Source organism: Azospirillum fermentarium, from assembly GCF_025961205.1.
Classification (GTDB): domain Bacteria; phylum Pseudomonadota; class Alphaproteobacteria; order Azospirillales; family Azospirillaceae; genus Azospirillum; species Azospirillum fermentarium.
In genome coordinates, this window is record NZ_JAOQNH010000001.1 from 1,097,559 (window position 1) to 1,112,743 (window position 15,185).

The 15,185-nt window shown below is 67.2% G+C and carries 17 protein-coding genes and 2 tRNA genes; 9 read left to right on the forward strand and 10 right to left on the reverse strand.

Translation table 11 applies throughout. From position 1 onward, the window contains the following. Positions 1–93: 93 nt before the first annotated feature. Both M2352_RS05125 and M2352_RS05130 read left to right on the forward strand, forming a co-directional pair. Positions 94–1,398 carry a dicarboxylate/amino acid:cation symporter gene (locus tag M2352_RS05125; RefSeq protein ID WP_319802018.1) on the forward strand — a complete coding sequence of 435 codons (1,305 nt, stop codon included), beginning with the start codon at positions 94–96 and terminating at the stop codon, positions 1,396–1,398. 327 nt (positions 1,399–1,725) lie between these two features. After that, entirely contained in the window at positions 1,726–4,038 is a 2,313-nt protein-coding gene (locus M2352_RS05130) for an NADP-dependent malic enzyme (protein ID WP_264663425.1), read from the forward strand. A 77-nt stretch (positions 4,039–4,115) separates the two neighbouring features. Here the strand turns inward: M2352_RS05130 and M2352_RS05135 are convergent, their stop codons facing one another. Next, positions 4,116–4,997 carry a hypothetical protein gene (locus M2352_RS05135; protein ID WP_264663426.1) on the reverse strand — a complete coding sequence of 294 codons (882 nt, stop codon included), beginning with the start codon at positions 4,995–4,997 and terminating at the stop codon, positions 4,116–4,118. 266 nt (positions 4,998–5,263) lie between these two features. Further along, entirely contained in the window at positions 5,264–5,668 is a 405-nt protein-coding gene (locus M2352_RS05140) for a MarR family winged helix-turn-helix transcriptional regulator (RefSeq protein WP_319802019.1), read from the reverse strand. A gap of 150 nt (positions 5,669–5,818) precedes the next feature. Between M2352_RS05140 and M2352_RS05145 the strand changes: the two genes are divergently transcribed. Together M2352_RS05145 and M2352_RS05150 are read left to right on the forward strand one after the other, a co-directional pair. Further along, positions 5,819–6,298 carry a DUF1579 domain-containing protein gene (locus tag M2352_RS05145; protein WP_264663428.1) on the forward strand — a complete coding sequence of 160 codons (480 nt, stop codon included), beginning with the start codon at positions 5,819–5,821 and terminating at the stop codon, positions 6,296–6,298. 29 nt (positions 6,299–6,327) lie between these two features. After that, positions 6,328–7,113: a VOC family protein gene (locus tag M2352_RS05150; RefSeq protein ID WP_264663429.1), complete on the forward strand. Its 786-nt coding sequence runs from the start codon at positions 6,328–6,330 to the stop codon at positions 7,111–7,113. 7 nt (positions 7,114–7,120) lie between these two features. Here the strand turns inward: M2352_RS05150 and M2352_RS05155 are convergent, their stop codons facing one another. The 5 genes from M2352_RS05155 to M2352_RS05175 all read right to left on the reverse strand — a co-directional run bounded on the left by M2352_RS05155 (position 7,121) and on the right by M2352_RS05175 (position 10,094). Next, complete coding sequence (locus tag M2352_RS05155; RefSeq protein ID WP_264663430.1) at positions 7,121–7,522, reverse strand: DUF971 domain-containing protein; 402 nt, start codon at positions 7,520–7,522, stop codon at positions 7,121–7,123. Next, positions 7,519–7,773, reverse strand: a complete 255-nt coding sequence (locus M2352_RS05160; protein ID WP_264663431.1) for a Trm112 family protein — start codon at positions 7,771–7,773, stop codon at positions 7,519–7,521. The genes M2352_RS05155 and M2352_RS05160 overlap by 4 nt, the downstream gene beginning before the upstream one ends. Positions 7,774–7,810: 37 nt before the next feature. Next, positions 7,811–8,491 carry an LON peptidase substrate-binding domain-containing protein gene (locus M2352_RS05165; protein WP_264663432.1) on the reverse strand — a complete coding sequence of 227 codons (681 nt, stop codon included), beginning with the start codon at positions 8,489–8,491 and terminating at the stop codon, positions 7,811–7,813. A 25-nt stretch (positions 8,492–8,516) separates the two neighbouring features. Then, complete coding sequence (locus tag M2352_RS05170; protein WP_264663433.1) at positions 8,517–9,458, reverse strand: thioredoxin family protein; 942 nt, start codon at positions 9,456–9,458, stop codon at positions 8,517–8,519. A 93-nt stretch (positions 9,459–9,551) separates the two neighbouring features. Continuing rightward, on the reverse strand, positions 9,552–10,094 hold the full coding sequence (locus tag M2352_RS05175; protein ID WP_264663434.1) for a prolyl-tRNA synthetase associated domain-containing protein: 543 nt from the start codon (positions 10,092–10,094) through the stop codon (positions 9,552–9,554). 204 nt (positions 10,095–10,298) lie between these two features. On the opposite strand from M2352_RS05175, the gene M2352_RS05180 reads away from it, so the two are divergent. From M2352_RS05180 to M2352_RS05195, 4 genes are all read left to right on the forward strand, one after another. Then, positions 10,299–10,373 (forward strand) — tRNA-Gly (locus M2352_RS05180). A gap of 60 nt (positions 10,374–10,433) precedes the next feature. Beyond that, a tRNA-Gly gene (locus M2352_RS05185) sits at positions 10,434–10,508 on the forward strand. Positions 10,509–10,665: 157 nt separating this feature from the next. Continuing rightward, entirely contained in the window at positions 10,666–11,319 is a 654-nt protein-coding gene (locus M2352_RS05190) for a DUF433 domain-containing protein (protein WP_264663435.1), read from the forward strand. Then, entirely contained in the window at positions 11,316–11,732 is a 417-nt protein-coding gene (locus M2352_RS05195) for a DUF5615 family PIN-like protein (RefSeq protein ID WP_264663436.1), read from the forward strand. Before M2352_RS05190 ends, M2352_RS05195 begins: the two co-directional genes overlap by 4 nt. Here M2352_RS05195 and phhA read toward each other — a convergent pair. After that, a complete protein-coding gene (phhA, locus tag M2352_RS05200) occupies positions 11,708–12,601 on the reverse strand; it encodes a phenylalanine 4-monooxygenase (protein WP_264663437.1) in 894 nt (297 codons plus the stop codon). The two genes, M2352_RS05195 and phhA, sit on opposite strands and share 25 nt — an antisense overlap. Positions 12,602–12,715: 114 nt before the next feature. Between phhA and bluB the strand changes: the two genes are divergently transcribed. Beyond that, the gene (gene bluB, locus M2352_RS05205) at positions 12,716–13,393 is read left to right on the forward strand and encodes a 5,6-dimethylbenzimidazole synthase (RefSeq protein WP_264663438.1); all 678 of its coding nucleotides are present in this window, start codon (positions 12,716–12,718) and stop codon (positions 13,391–13,393) included. Between the two features lie 12 nt (positions 13,394–13,405). Here the strand turns inward: bluB and M2352_RS05210 are convergent, their stop codons facing one another. After that, a complete protein-coding gene (locus M2352_RS05210; protein ID WP_264663439.1) occupies positions 13,406–14,068 on the reverse strand; it encodes a class II aldolase/adducin family protein in 663 nt (220 codons plus the stop codon). A 97-nt stretch (positions 14,069–14,165) separates the two neighbouring features. Further along, the gene (locus M2352_RS05215; RefSeq protein ID WP_264663440.1) at positions 14,166–15,179 is read right to left on the reverse strand and encodes a hypothetical protein; all 1,014 of its coding nucleotides are present in this window, start codon (positions 15,177–15,179) and stop codon (positions 14,166–14,168) included. Positions 15,180–15,185: the final 6 nt, after the last annotated feature.

Below are 15,185 nucleotides of genomic sequence, written 5' to 3' on the forward strand. Positions count from 1 at the left end.
GCGGAACCGCAGGGCTTTTTCCGTTGGCACGGCGTTTGCTTTCATTCGCAACAAAACGCCGCTTGGCCCACAATCATGCTTGAGGAGACGGCCGTGACCATCGACGGACAGCAGACCAAGAAGAAACCCATCTATACCAACCTGACGTTTCAGGTTCTGACGGCGATCACCATCGGCATTCTCCTGGGTCATTTCTATCCGTCCCTGGCGGTGGAGATGAAGCCGCTGGGTGACGTCTTCATCAAGATGATCAAGATGGTCATCGGCCCCATCGTGTTCCTGACCGTGGTCACCGGCATCTCGTCAATCGGCGACATGAAGAAGGTGGGCAAGGTCGGCGGCAAGGCCATCCTGTATTTCGAGGTGGTCACCACCTTCGCGCTCGCCATCGGGCTGATCGTGGTCAATCTGGTGAAGCCGGGCGCTGGCATGAACATCCACGCCGGGCAGCTCAAGTCCGACGCGGTGGCCAAGTACGCCAACGAGGCGCACGCCCAGAGCACGCTGGATTTCTTCATGAACATCGTGCCCGACAACGTGATCGGCGCGTTCGTGAAGGGCGACATGCTCCAGATCCTGTTCTTCGCCGTGGTGTTCGGCGTGGCCCTGTCGGCCATGGGCCAGAAGGGCAAGCCGGTGGAGGACATGTTCGAGAAGGTGGCGCACGCCCTGTTCGGCGTGATCGGCATCCTGATGCGGGTTGCCCCGCTGGGTGCGTTCGGCGCCATGTCGTTCACCATCGGCAAGTACGGCGTCGCCTCGCTGCTGTCGCTGGGCCAGCTGATGGCCGCGGTGTACCTCACCATGATCATCTTCATCTTCGGTGTGCTGGGCACCATCGCGCGGGCCTATGGCTTCAGCCTGTGGAACTTCATCCGCTACATCCGCCAGGAACTGCTGATCGTGCTCGGCACCTCCTCGTCGGAATCGGTGCTGCCGCGGATGATGGAAAAGATGCAGCGCTTCGGCTGCTCCAAGCATGTGGTCGGTCTGGTCATCCCGACGGGCTATTCCTTCAACCTGGACGGCACGTCGATCTACCTGTCCATGGCCGCCATCTTCATCGCCCAGGCGTTCAACATCGAGCTGAGCATCTGGCAGCAGCTCACCATCCTGGGCCTGCTGATGGTCACGTCCAAGGGGGCGGCGGCGGTGACCGGCGGCGGCTTCGTCACCCTGGCGGCCACCCTGTCGGCCACCGGCACCCTGCCGGTCGAAGGTCTGGCGCTGCTGCTGGGCGTTGACCGCTTCATGTCCGAGGCCCGCGCGCTGACCAACCTGATCGGCAACGGTGTCGCCACCGTGGTCGTCGCCAAGATGGAAAAGGAATTCGACGAGTCGAAGGCCGTCGAAGAGTACCAGGACCATTTCAAGGAACCGGCCATCGCCCGCATCTGACGGGACACTTGGTCAGGCGGCAATCCCTGTCCCCATCGGCACGCAGGGCCGGTGGGGCGGGCCGCCTCCGGCCTCTGCCGCCCTCTCCCTGAGAGGGCTTTTTGTTTGGTATTACCAATTTCGGCCTTGTCTGCCGTGTGGTCTTACCAATATTGCGGCGACACTTCGTTTTTGCCGATTTCCAACCGCCGTCATTGCACAAACACATCGCTCCCGTGCCGGGGTGCGGCTTTGCGGGGCGGGCCGATTGCGGTATAAGCCTTGTGCGAACAGCGGCGGGCAAACGCCTCAATTAACCCGATTCACGCTACTCTGGGAGGAGCCACCATGTCCGGGGATCTCGACGCACTGGCGCTCGAATACCACCGTCAACCGAAACCCGGTAAATTGGCCATCGTGGCCACCAAGCCCATGGCGAACCAGCGCGATCTGGCGCTGGCCTATTCGCCGGGCGTGGCCGCTCCCTGCAACGCCATCGTTGCCGACCCGTCCCAGGCCGCCGAGCTGACCGCGCGCGCCAATCTGGTGGCCGTCGTCACCAACGGCACCGCCGTGCTCGGTCTCGGCAACATCGGCCCGCTGGCCGCCAAGCCGGTGATGGAGGGCAAGGCGGTCCTGTTCAAGAAGTTCGCCGGCATCGACGTGTTCGACCTGGAACTGGCGGAAAACGACGTGGATGCGCTGGTGGACACCATCGTCCGCCTGGAGCCCACCTTCGGCGCCATCAACCTGGAAGACATCGCCGCCCCCGCCTGCTTCGAGGTGGAGCGCCGCTGCCGCGAGCGCATGAACATCCCCGTCTTCCACGACGACCAGCACGGCACCGCCATCGTGGTGGGTGCCGCCGTGCTCAACGGGCTGAAGCTGGTGGGCAAGAAGCCGGAAGACATCAAGGTGGTCTCCACCGGCGGCGGCGCCGCCGGGCTGGCCTGCCTCGACCTGCTGGTCAGCATCGGCATCCGCCGCGAAAACGTGTGGCTGGTGGACCATGTGGGCGTGGTCTACAAGGACCGCAACGAGGCGATGAACGACTACAAGGCGGCTTACGCCCAGGCGACATCGGCCCGCACGCTGGACGAGGTGATCGACGGCGCCGACCTGTTCCTCGGCCTGTCGGGGCCGAAGGTGCTGAAGCCCGAACTGCTGCCGCGCATGGCCGACCGCCCGCTGATCCTGGCGCTCGCCAACCCCGAGCCGGAGATCATGCCCGACCTGGCCCGGGCTGCCCGGCCCGACGCCATCATCGCCACCGGGCGCTCGGACTATCCCAATCAGGTCAACAACGTCCTGTGCTTCCCCTTCATCTTCCGCGGCGCGCTGGATGTGGGGGCGACCACCGTCAACGAGGCGATGAAGATCGCCGCCACCCACGCGGTGGCCAATCTGGCCCAGGCCGAACCGTCCGACGTGGCCGCCGCCGCGTATATGGGCGAAGACCTGCGCTTCGGCCCCAGCTACATCCTGCCCAAACCCTTCGACCCCCGCCTGATCATCGAGGTGTCGTCGGCGGTGGCCAGGGCCGCCATGGAATCGGGGGTCGCCACCCGCCCCATCACCGATTTCCACGCCTACCGCGAGCAATTGGCCCAGTACGTCTTCCGCTCCGGCCTTGCCATGAAGCCGGTGATGCAGCGCGCGAAGAAGGCGCCCAAGCGCGTGGTCTATGCCGAGGGCGAGGACGAGCGCATCCTGCGCGCCGCACAGATCGCGGTGGATGAAAAGATCGCCTTCCCCATCCTCATCGGACGGCGCGAAATCATCGAGCGCAACATCGCATCCCTGGGCCTGCGCCTGCGCCCCGACGTGGACGCGGAGGTGATCGAGGTCATCCGCGACCTGCGCACCCACAATTATTCCGAAATCTACCGTTCCATGCTGGCCCGCCGCGGCGTGTCGCCCAAGCATGCCCAGAACGTGGTGCGCACCCAGCCCGTCGTGTTCGGCGCCCTGATGGTCCGCCGGGGCGAGGCGGACGCCATGATCTGCGGCACCTCGGGCCGCTACAGCGAATACTACAACCACATCCTCGACATCATCGGCCTGAAGCCCGGCGTCAACAACGCCGCGGCCATGAACATGCTGATCCTGCCCAAGGGCAGCTTCTTCCTCTGCGACACCTATGTGAACCCCGATCCCACCGCCGAGCAGGTGGTGGAGATCACCCGCATGGCCGCCGAGGAGGTCCGCGGGTTCGGCATCGAACCCAAGGTGGCGCTGCTGTCCCACTCCAACTTCGGCAGCGCCGACACCCCCAGCGCCCGCAAGATGCGCCGGGCCTACCAACTGGCTTCCGAACAGCTTCCCGACCTGGAACTGGACGGCGAAATGCACGCCGACGCCGCCCTGTCGGAAGCCATCCGCAACCGCACCCTCCCCGATTCGCGCCTGAAGGGGGAGGCCAACATGCTGGTCATGCCCACGCTGGACGCCGCCAACATCGCCTTCAACATGCTGAAGGTGCTGGGCGATGCCCAGAACGTCGGTCCGATGCTGCTGGGCGTGGCCCGCCCCGCCCACATCGTCACGCCGTCGATCACCGTGCGCGGGCTGGTCAACATGACCGCCATCGCGGTGGTGGATGCGCAGAACGCCGCCCCCGTCAACGCCGCCCCGCGGCCCCCGGTGGTGGCGGCGGAGTAAGGGGAGGGGGGAGGGAAAGCGGGCTGCCGCCCGCACCCGCCCGGAGGGCCGGAAGGCCCTCCGGACCTCCCGTGGGGTTAGGCGACCGCCCCGGCGATGGCCTTGCCGTAGTCGGTCAGGGTATGGCCGTGATAGGGCAGGTTCGCCGTCGCCCACAGCGAACCACCCGCCGATTTCCAGCCCTGCAAGGCGGTGGCCGTCTGGGACGGCGTGCTGTCCGGCAGGGCGGTCGTGTCGCAGGATACGATCGGCCAGATGAACGATGCCGGGTCCGCGACGCCGGTGTCCGCCGCGTTGGTCAGGTCCGTCGTCCAGGCCGACGGGTCGTTGTACCGCCCGCCGGCATAGGTCTGCAGATTGATCCCGGCGACGGGCTGGACACCAAGCGCGGCGTAGACCGCCTGAAGCGCCGCGATCCATGGTCCATCCGCCTGATATGGGCAGAAGGTGAGCGGGCATTGGAACTGGGTGTAAAGCGTGACCGCCGTCATCGTCACCAGTGCGGTCAGATTTCCGCTCTGCTGTTCGTAATCCAGGTCGAACCCGACCGACTCGACCCCGTCGATGGCGGTGATCTGGTTGAAGATGGCGGAGAAATTCGCCATCAGGACCGTTGCCAGATCGCCGTTCTGACTGCCGTCCGCGGTCAAGATGGCCTCGATGTTCGAGAAGGCGTCGGATCCCCACCCGCCCAGGGAAAGCCACACCCGCTTGCAGGCGCCGGACGAGACGCCCTCCGCCACCACCTTGACCAGAAGGTCGGTGGTGGCCTGGGTGGCCGCCGAGTCCGAGGCCAGGACGGGGCCGGTCAGCCCGAAGTTGATGTCGGCGCTGGTGCCGCTCGCCACGTTCAGGCTGAACAGGATGTAGTCGGTGGTCTTGCTTCCCGGAATCTGGGCCAGCGCCGTTTTCAGGCCCTTCTGGTCCAGGTTGTTGAAATAGGCGCCGTTCATCGTCATCGCTGGCTCTCCCCGGTTCAGGACGGGGGCAGTGCGTCACCGCTTCCCCCCGGCGGTCCATTCTGATGAAGATAATTGCGGCGAGGAACGCTCGGATAAAGATGAATTGTGACGGGTGTCAAAGGAAAATTTGATTAATTCTTGCCGTACCCTAGGAAATGGGCGTAAAAATTCACTGAATTATTCTCTCGGATAATCATATGGGCAGATGGTTTCCTTGGTGTGCTCCGGGGGACTGGGCATTGCCGGCTGGGCAAAACATCCCATTACACGGCCCCCAAGGCCAGAAGCCCCGCCCGCAAACCATCAGCATCGCCGGCCATGGCCTCGATCTCCCCATGAACCCGGCGCCAGATGGGCACCGCGTCGGCCAGCACCTCTCGGCCTGCGTCGGTCAGGGACAGGAGCCGGTTGCGCCGGTCCTCGGGATCGTGGGCCACCCGCACCAGCCCCCGCCGTTGCAGCGGCTTCAGCGCCGCCGTCAGGGTGGTGCGGTCCAGGCCCAGCAGTTCCGCCACCGGGCGCATCCGCGCCGGCTCCGGGCGGTTCAGCGCCATCAGCAGCGAAAACTGGCTGTTGGTCAGCCCCACCGGGCGCAGCGCCTCGTCGAAACGCCGCGCCAGCGCGCGCGCCGCCCGCTGAACGGACAGGCACAGGCACGAGTCCCGCACCTCATGCGTTACCTCGAACGGAACAAGAACAGTGTTTGACTCCATGGCAAAGAGTTGATATCAACTCAACTGGAAACTGTCAACAAGGCCCGGTTTTATCAACCGAAGGCCTTGGCATTCAAAAAAACACCGACAGCTTGGGAGAGCACGATGAAGACCGAACCGACACCGGAACACGGCTGGCTGATGCGGCTGGTGGGCGATTGGACCTACACCTCCGACTGCCCCGGCTTCGAAGGGAAGAACACGCCGCCCTGGACCGAAACCGTCCGTCCCATGGGCAGCCTGTGGGTGGTGGCGCAGGGGCGCGGCGAAATGCCCGACGGCGCGGTCGCGGACACCCAGATGACCCTGGGCTACGATCCCGCCAAGGGGCGTTTCGTCGGCACCTGGGCCGGCTCCATGGCCGCGTACCTGTGGGTGTACGTGGGCACGCTGGACGAGAGCGGCACCACCCTGACGCTCGACACCGAAGGGCCGAACTTCATGGCCAACGACGGCACCATGACCCGGTTCCAGGACATCATCACCCTGACGCCCGAGGGGCAGCGGTCGTTCACCGCCCGCATGCTGGGGGCCGACGGCGCCTGGATCACCATCATGACCGCCGATTACCGCCGCACCGCCTGACCCGCTTCCTTCCGACCGGAGATCATCCCATGACCGCACTTCAGGGCCGTTTCGTCTGGTACGAGCTGATGACCACCGACACCGCCGCCGCCGCGCGCTTCTACGGCGACGTGGTGGGGTGGGGCGCGCAGGACGCCGGCCATCCCGGCTTCTCGTACACCCTGCTGACCGCTGGCGGCGTGCCCCAGGCGGGGCTGATGGCGCTGGCCGACACCGGCAACCCGGACCGGACCCAGCCGGCCTGGATCGGGTCCGTCGCCGTGGACGACGTGGACGCCATGACCGCCCGCGTGGCGGCGGCCGGCGGCACCGTCCACCGCGATCCGGCGGACATTCCCACCGTGGGCCGCTTCTCGGTGGTGGCCGACCCGCAGGGGGCCGCCGTCGTGCTCTACCGTCCGGCGCCCGAATGTGCCGGCGCCCCGCCGGAGGGGGAAGCGGCCATGGCCCCCGGCCACATCGGCTGGCACGAACTGCACGCCGCCGACGGCGCGGCCGCCTTCGCCTTCTACGCCGACCTGTTCGGCTGGACGGTGGTGGAGGACATGGACATGGGGCCGATGGGCGTCTACCGCATCTTCGCGCCCGCGGGCGGGACCATGTGCGGCGGCATCCTGACCAAGACGCCGGAGGTGCCGGCCCCGGTGTGGCTCTATTATTTCAGCGTGGACGACATCGACGCCGCCAAGGGGCGGGTGGAGGCCGGCGGCGGCACGGTGGCCCACGGCCCCCATCAGGTGCCGGGCGGCATCTGGATTCTCCAGTGCCAGGATCCGCAGGGCGGATGGTTCGCCCTGGTCGGTCCCAGACAGTAAGACGGTGTTACCGGGGCAGGCGCGGTTCCCGCGTCAGCCCCTTCTCCGCGATCTCGGCGAGGTAGGCGGCCCACAGCTCGTCCTGCCGCTCGCCCAGTTCGTAGAGGTAGTTCCAGGTGTAGATGCCGCTGTCGTGCAGGTCGTCGAACACCAGCTTGACGGCATAGTTGCCCACCGGCTCCACGCCGATGATGCCCACGTGGATCTTGCCGTGCTGGGTCACGCGCTGGGCGGGGCTGTGGCCCTGCACCTCCGCCGACGGGCTGAGCACCCGCAGGTATTCCGCCGGCAGCGCGAAGCGCGCGCCGTCGTCGAACGCGATCTCCAGCCGCTTTTCCGCCGATTTCAGGCGGATTTCCGTCGGCCAGTGGCGGGTGCCGGCGTTCTCGCTCGTCCCTCCGGTGCTCACCGCTTGGTCCCCCCCTGGCCGTCCAGGGTGCGGGCCTCGTCGATCAGCATGATCGGGATGCCGTCGCGGATGGGATAGGCCAGCCCGGCGCGGTCGCTGATCAGCTCGCCACGCTCGGCGTCATAGCGCAGCGGCCCCTTGGTCAGCGGACAGACCAGGATTTCCAGCAGCTTGGGATCGACGCGCTGGGTGGGTTTCACCTCGGCGGGGCGAGTCTCGGCGGAACGGTCCTCGGGGGAATGGGCGCTCATGGCAAACGGCCTCGCGGGGGGCGGCAGGGAAGGGGTGTCAGTGACGCCGGGGGGCGCAGTCGGCCCCCACGGCACCGGTGTGGCCGTCGAGAATGGCCATCTCGATCAGCGTGATCAAGAGCTTACCACGCTCGGCGGCGTCGGGAGCCTCCAGCAGCGCCTGTTTCTCGCACGGCTCGAACGGGCAGATCATCGCCAGCGAGGTGATGAGCAGATCCTCCGGCGCGCACGCCAGGGATTCCCAGCTCGCCGACATGCCGTGCAGGGGAAAGAAGGACTTCAGCCCGTCCAGCAGCCGCTTGCGGTCCAGCCCCGGCGGGGCCGGCGGCTGCACGTCGCCGTCGAACCGGGTCCAGTCGGCCTCCACCCGGCGATAGCCGCGCGGCCCGTCCACCTCGCGGTGGATGGTGAAGCGGCTGACGCCGGTCAGCACGATCAGGAACCGTCCGTCGTCCGTCCGTTCGAACTGGCTGATGCGCCCGGCGCACCCGGTGGGGTACAGCGCCGGCGCGCGGCTGCGGCACTGCGGGTCGGCGGGCTGGATCATGCCGATCAGGCGGTCGCCGGCCATGGCATCCTCCACCATCGCCAGATAGCGCGGTTCGAAGATGTTGAGCGGCAATCGCCCGCGCGGCAGCAGGAGAACCCCCGCCAGGGGGAACACCGGCAGCACGCGCGGCAGACGGACGGTGGACGGGTCGGGTGGGCTTCGGCTCATGCCCATCGAATATAGAACCGATCCATCAACGGAACAGGAGCGACGACAGCCGGCGGCGCGTCTGCACCGTCAGCGGGTCGGTCGGCCCGAACACCTCGAAGAACTTGACGAGCTGCTTGCGCGCGCCGTCGTCGTTCCACGTGCGGTCGCGGCGCACCAGCTCCAGCAGCTCGTCCACCGCCGCTTCCCGGCGGTTGTTGGCGAACAGCGCCATGGCCAGATCGAAGCGGGCCTGATGGTCGTCCTTGTCGTGGGCCAGCTTTTCCATCAGCTCGGGGATCGGGCCGGCGGCCTTGGCCTGTTCGGCCACCTCCAGCGACGCCTTGACGGCGGCGATCTCGGCGCTCTTGGCGATGGCGGCGGGGGCGGATTTCAGCATCTGCTCCGCCTGGTCCGTCTCGCCCATGGCCAGGAAGCAGCGGATCATGCCGGCATAGGCCGCGGCGTTCTCCGGCTCGGCTTCCAGGATGGCGCTGTAGGTGTCGGCGGCGGCGGCGGTGTCACCGGCGGCCAGCGCCTCGCCGGCCTGGGCCAGCGCCTCGGCCACCACGGCGCCGGGATCGACCGGGCCGGCCAGCTTGATCAGCCGCTCGACAAAGGTCTTCACCTGCGATTCCGGCAGCGCCCCCTGGAACGCGTCCACCGGGCGGCCCTGGAAGAAGGCGTAGACGGCGGGGATCGACTGCACGCGGAGCTGCTGGGCGATCATGGGGTGCTTGTCGGTGTCGATCTTGACCAGCCGCACCGCGCCCTTGGCGGCTTTGACCGCCTTTTCCAGAACGGGGCCGAGCTGCTTGCACGGGCCGCACCACGGCGCCCAGAAATCGACGATGACCGGCACCTCGGACGAGGCCTGGATCACGTCGGCCATGAACGTGCGGTCGGAACCGTCCTTGATGATGTCCGCACCGGCACCGGCGGGGGCGCCGGGGGCCATGGACGGCGTGTTGGGAGACGTGGGGAACATGGCGTCAGCTTTCCGTTTCAGACGGTTGTTAGAAATGAGGCGCCGCCGGAGCGGGACAAGAGGCGGGGGCGGCCACTTTCTGCCGCACCCCCGTCATTTCCCCTCTCCCGGCCGCCCGAAATCGACGATGCGCGGCTCGTGTCCGCACGCACGGATGAAGCGCAGCAGCCCGTCGGGCGTCACCGCGGTGGTGCGGTCGTTGACCAGCGGGTGATAGTGCAGCGGGTCGAATTCCATCATCGCCTGCTGCAGCACCACATTGACCCGCCGCCCGGTGTCGTTGACGAGCGCGAACGGCGTCACCGATCCGGGCCGGACCCCCAGATGCTCCCACAGCCGGTCGGGCGAGGCGAAGGACAGCCGGGCCGATCCGATGATCCGGTCCAGGCTGTTCAGCGCGACCGGCGCCTCCTCCAGCGCCACCACCAGCCAGAACTGCCCCTTCTTGTCCTTCAGGAACAGGTTCTTGCAATGGCCGCCGGGCAGGTCGCCGCGGTGGGCCCGGCTTTCCTCCACCGTGAAGGCGGGGGCGTGATGGTGGGTGACGTGGCCGATCCCCAGCGCCGTCAGCCGCGCCAGCAGCGCGTCGGGGGATGTGGGCGGAGGCCCGCAATCGGTGAGTGGCGGTGTGTCCATACCCGCCGTTTTACCGTGCCGCGGGAGGGCCGTCCAGCCGCTCAAAAAAAAACGAAAAATGTGCTTGCATCGTTTTTCGCGATGAGTATAGTCCGCCCCACGCCGCCGGACGGAACGGGGCGCTGAACGAAACGACGGACAAAACTGAAGAAACTCAGTGAGTTCGCCAGGTTCGGCACCGGGAAGGATGGTTCGCAGCGGAGCGCGGGCGTAGCTCAGGGGTAGAGCACAACCTTGCCAAGGTTGGGGTCGAGGGTTCGAATCCCTTCGCCCGCTCCAGTCTCTCGAAAGAGAGGCGACTGCGAAAAGACGGTGTGACACGATGGACGCGTGATGAACGCGGGCGTAGCTCAGGGGTAGAGCACAACCTTGCCAAGGTTGGGGTCGAGGGTTCGAATCCCTTCGCCCGCTCCATCGTCCCAAAATTCGACTGCCAACGGGCCGCTTGAGATCGTCAAGCGGCCCGTGGCCGTTTCGGCGTTTGCCGAACCCGGTGCTGCGCCCCGTCTTGAAGTCCAGCCCGTCGCGGCATATCTTCCGATCTGTCGGAAGATTTATGCTGGGGACTGTCATGGGGTTGACTGCGGAATTGCTGAGACCGGCTGAGGCCGCCGTCGTTGCCCGCGTGCCGGTGCGGGATGTCAACCGGGCCATCGATGAACACATTCTGCCGGATGATTTCTTCTCGCTCGACGATGGCCGCCATGTCGCCGCCATGGCCTGTCCGCTCATCGCCTTTTATGTGGACAGCGCCCGGCGCCTGACCGCCGAGGAGCGTTTGTTCACCATCCGGGAGGCTGGCGGGCGCCTGCGCGGGTTCCAGGCCCGTGCCCTTGCGTCTCTTCGGGATGAGGATTGGACCGTGCGGGACGGTTTCCTGACGATCGATCTGGCACCCTTCATCGAGCGCACGACCGAACGCCTGGACCGGCTGGCCGCCGCCCGTGCCCTGGCCGTGTCCGATCCGGGCATTCTGGGCGGCACGCCCGTCATCCGGGGCACGCGCGTTCCCGTTCACGATGTGGCAGCGTCGGTTGCCGCGGGGCTTTCCATGGACCAGATCCTGGCGGCATACCCCTCGTTGGATACCGCCACGGTCGAGCTTGCCATGTTCTACGCCGAAGCGAACCCCGTGCGGGGGCGGCCCAGAGCCGCCGAGGGGCTGCCCGCCGGGGCCGTCATCGTCACCGACCGCCGGGTGGCGCGCCGCAGGAAAGCCGGATGAAGTTCCTGATCGACGAATGCCTCAGCCCGGCCCTGGCGAAGCTGGCCCAAGCCGAGGGGTATGGCGGGGCCTCTCATGTGGTCTGGCTGGGATGTGCCGGATGGAAGGATTGGGAACTCAAGCCCTTCATTCTTGATGGCGATTGGACCTTCGTCACCAAGAACGCGGTGGATTTCCGCGGCCCGGCGGACAGGCCGGGGGCAAAGGGCCAATATGCCGACGTTGCCATCCATGCCGGGCTGATCTGCCTCAACGGGCCGCCCGGCATGAATTTGGATATGCAGATCGAGCTGTTCGAGCAGGCATTGGAAGAGTTGGCCGATGGCAGCGATCTTGTGAATCAGGTCTTGGAAATCACGCTGCATGAGGAGGTTTTGCATGTCCGGCGCTATTCCCTTCCTGACGATACTTGAGTGTTGCGAAGCAGGGCTTTCCCCCGCCTGGCCCGGTGGTAATCCCCGGTGCCGCGGTGGAACACCCGGTCGGTGGGCAGGACCGTTCCGGCGGGCAGGGGGGCGTGCGTCTTCAGCGTTTCGAACAGCGGCGTCAGATCTCCGGCGATGCTGCCGAAAAGCTGGTCGAAACTGTCGATGACCATATAGGTCTCCTGATAATCGTCGATGCGGTAATCGGTCCCCATCACCCGCCCGGCGTCGAAGCCGATGCGGTTGGGGGAGGCATCGTCCAGGCACCACACCGATTCCCCCGCCGACGACACGATGCCGGCGCCGAAGATGCGCAGCCCCGCCGGTGTCGCCATCAGCCCGAATTCCACCGTGTACCAATAAAGCCGCCCGATGAAATCCAGCGCCCCCCGCCGCGCGGCCCGCTGCGCCACCTGTCCATAGCGTTGCAGGTAATCGGCGAACACCGGGTTCAGCAGCAGCGGCACATGGCCGAACAGGTCGTGGAACAGGTCCGGCTCCTCCAGATAATCCATCTGTTCGGGCCGCCTGATCCACACCGTCACGGGAAAACGGCGGCTGGCCAGATGCTCGAAGAACACATCCCCCGGCACCAGCCCCGGCACCGCCACGATGCGCCAGCCGGTGGCCGGTTCCAGCACCGCCGTCAGCCGGGCGAAATCGGGGATGGAGTCGGGGGAGATCGCCAGCGCGTGCAGCGCGTCGAGGAATTCCGGCACCACCCGCCCCGGCAGCAGCGCGTCCTGGCGGCGGTACAGCGTTTGCCACACCCGGTGGTCGGCGGCGGTGTAGCCGGCCCAGTCCTGATCGACGGTCCAGTCGGGGCGGGTGCCCGGCGGGGGGGCGGTGGCGGCCATGGCGTCCTCCTGTACCCTTTTCCATAAGGATGGGAACACGGCACGGGGTTTGACAGGCAGGGGGCCGGCGGGGAAATCTCGGGCGCCGATCATCTCACCGGAAGGGGTACCGCCATGGACGATGTTGCAGACGTGGGGGCCGGCGCGGATACGGGCGGGCCGCCCCGTTTCGATGGGGATTTCCGCGCGCGTTTCGCCAGCCTGCTGCGCTGGCGCCGCGACGTGCGGCGGTTCCGCACCGATCCGCTGCCGCCCGGCACCGCCGAACGGCTGGTGGAGGCGGCGGCCCTGGCCCCGTCGGTGGGGTTCTGCCAGCCGTGGCGGTTCGTGCGGGTGGACCACCCCGACCGGCGGGCGGCGGTGCGGGACAGCTTCCTGGCCTGCAACCGCGCGGCGCTGGAAAGCTACGACGACGAGCGCCGCCGCCTCTATGCCCAACTGAAGCTGGAGGGGATGGACCGCGCACCCTTGCAGATCGCCGTCTTCGCCGACGAGGTGACGGGCGTGGGCCGCGGCCTGGGGCGGCGGACCATGCCCGAGACCCTGCGCTATTCCGCCGTGCTGGCGGTCCACACCCTGTGGCTGGCCGCAAGGGTGGAGGGGATCGGCGTCGGCTGGGTGTCGATCCTCGATCCCGAGGCCGTCACCCATGCCCTGGACGTGCCGGCGGGGTGGTCGCTGATCGCCTATCTGTGCATCGGCTATCCCGAGGTGGAATCCGACCGGCCCGAGCTTCAGCGCGCCGGGTGGGAGCAGCCGGACGGGGCCGCGCGCACCATTTTGCAGCGGTAGCCGTGAGGGGGGTCACGCCTCGTCGGGGTTCTGGCCGTACTTCATGCGGCGCATCTTCTCCTGCACCCGCGCGATCTCCTCGTCGGGCAGGATGACCGGCTGGCCCAGCGTCAGGGCGTGGACGTACTGGCGGGCCAGGGTTTCCACCTCCACCGCCAGGGCCAGCGCGGCTTTCAGCGACCCGCCCAGCGCCAGCAGACCGTGGTTGGCCAGCAGGCAGGCGGTGCGGTCCTCCAATGCTGCCAGCGCGTTGTCGGACAGCGCTTGCGTACCGAAGGTGGCGTAACCGCCGCAGCGGATGTCCGGCCCGCCGGCCAGCGCCACCATATAATGGAAGGGCGGGATCGGTTTGCGGTGGACCGCCAGCACGGTGCAGAAGGTGGGGTGGGCGTGGACCACCGCCTCCACATCCCGGCGGGCGGCCAGGATGTCGCGGTGGAACCGCCATTCCGACGAGGGCCGGCGGTCCCCGCTCCACGACCCGTCAAAGGCCATTTCCACCACGTCTTCCACCTGCATCTCGTCATAGGGCAGGCTGGACGGGGTGATGAGGAACCCGTCCCCCGCCCGCACCGACAGATTGCCCGAGGCCCCCTGGTTGATGCCCAGCCGGTTCATGGCCTGCCCCGTCTCGATGATGGCGCGGCGCAGGGGCAGGTGGGCGATGGCGGTCATGGGGCGGCCTCCGGGATGGGGATGATCGGGGTTTGGAGTCCGCCCGCCGGGCCGCCGTTTGTCAACGGGGGGCGGCGTCCGCCCCCCCGCTTCGGCATCATTGCTGGAAGATGGGCTCGAAGATGGCGTTCAGCGCGCCTTGCTGCGTTTGCGTCAGGTTGCCCCAGTTCTGGGTGGTGGGGCAGCGCCCGCGGTCCACGGCGGTCACCCGTTTCTTGAAGCTGAGCCAGGTGACGGTGGCCCGCGCTTCGAACTGGATGCCGTACGCGCTGGTGGCGCCGTTGTTGGCGCCCCACCCGCCGGTCATCATCGCCGCCTGTGCCCCGCCCCAGGCCAGCGGGTGCAGGCCGTTTTGGGTGGCCGCGGTGTTTTGGCAGGTGCCGGCGGGAGTGTTGGCCGGGCAGCGCCCGCCGATCACGCGCACCGGGTCCGTGCTCTGTTCGATCAGCATGTAGTTCTGCGGGTAGACCAGCCAGTCGCGCATGGATTCGGCGATCTGGATCGCGGCCATGGCGTTGCCCAGCGCATAGTCGGACTGGCTCGCCATGGACGGGGTGGTGCCGCTGTAGGTGGCGGCCATCCGCGCCACGGTCACCGCCGGGCTGTTGGCGATGGCGAACATTTCAGGATAGGTGGACCCGAAGCAGGTGCTGCTGTTGCCGGTCTCCAGCCCCCAGAAATAGATATAGCCCACCTGGGCGCCAGCGTTGCAGTTGCGGTAATAGATGGCGTTGCCAATCGAGAAATACTTATCGGTGGGGGCGGTGCCGTCACACCGCATGGCCGCCATCCGCAGGTATTTCAGTTTGGTGTTGACCTGCCCGTAATAATTGGCGCTGGTCGGCGCGGCGGTGGGCAGGCCGGCAACGGTGCCGGTGCAGCGCTTGGGCGTTCCGCCCGGCGCCACCGGGGTCACGGCCCCCGCCTCCCCCCATTTCCTCTGTGTCAGGTTCAGAAGGCCCTGGCGGAACACGTCGCCCAGGGCGACGAATTTGGTGCCGCTGATCGGTGTGACCTCAAAGCATTGGTTGGTGACGTCCTGGGCCAGAGCCGGGGTGCCGGACAGGGCGGTCAGCCCCAGCACCGCCGAGGCAAGGGTAAGGGAAGGCATCTTCCG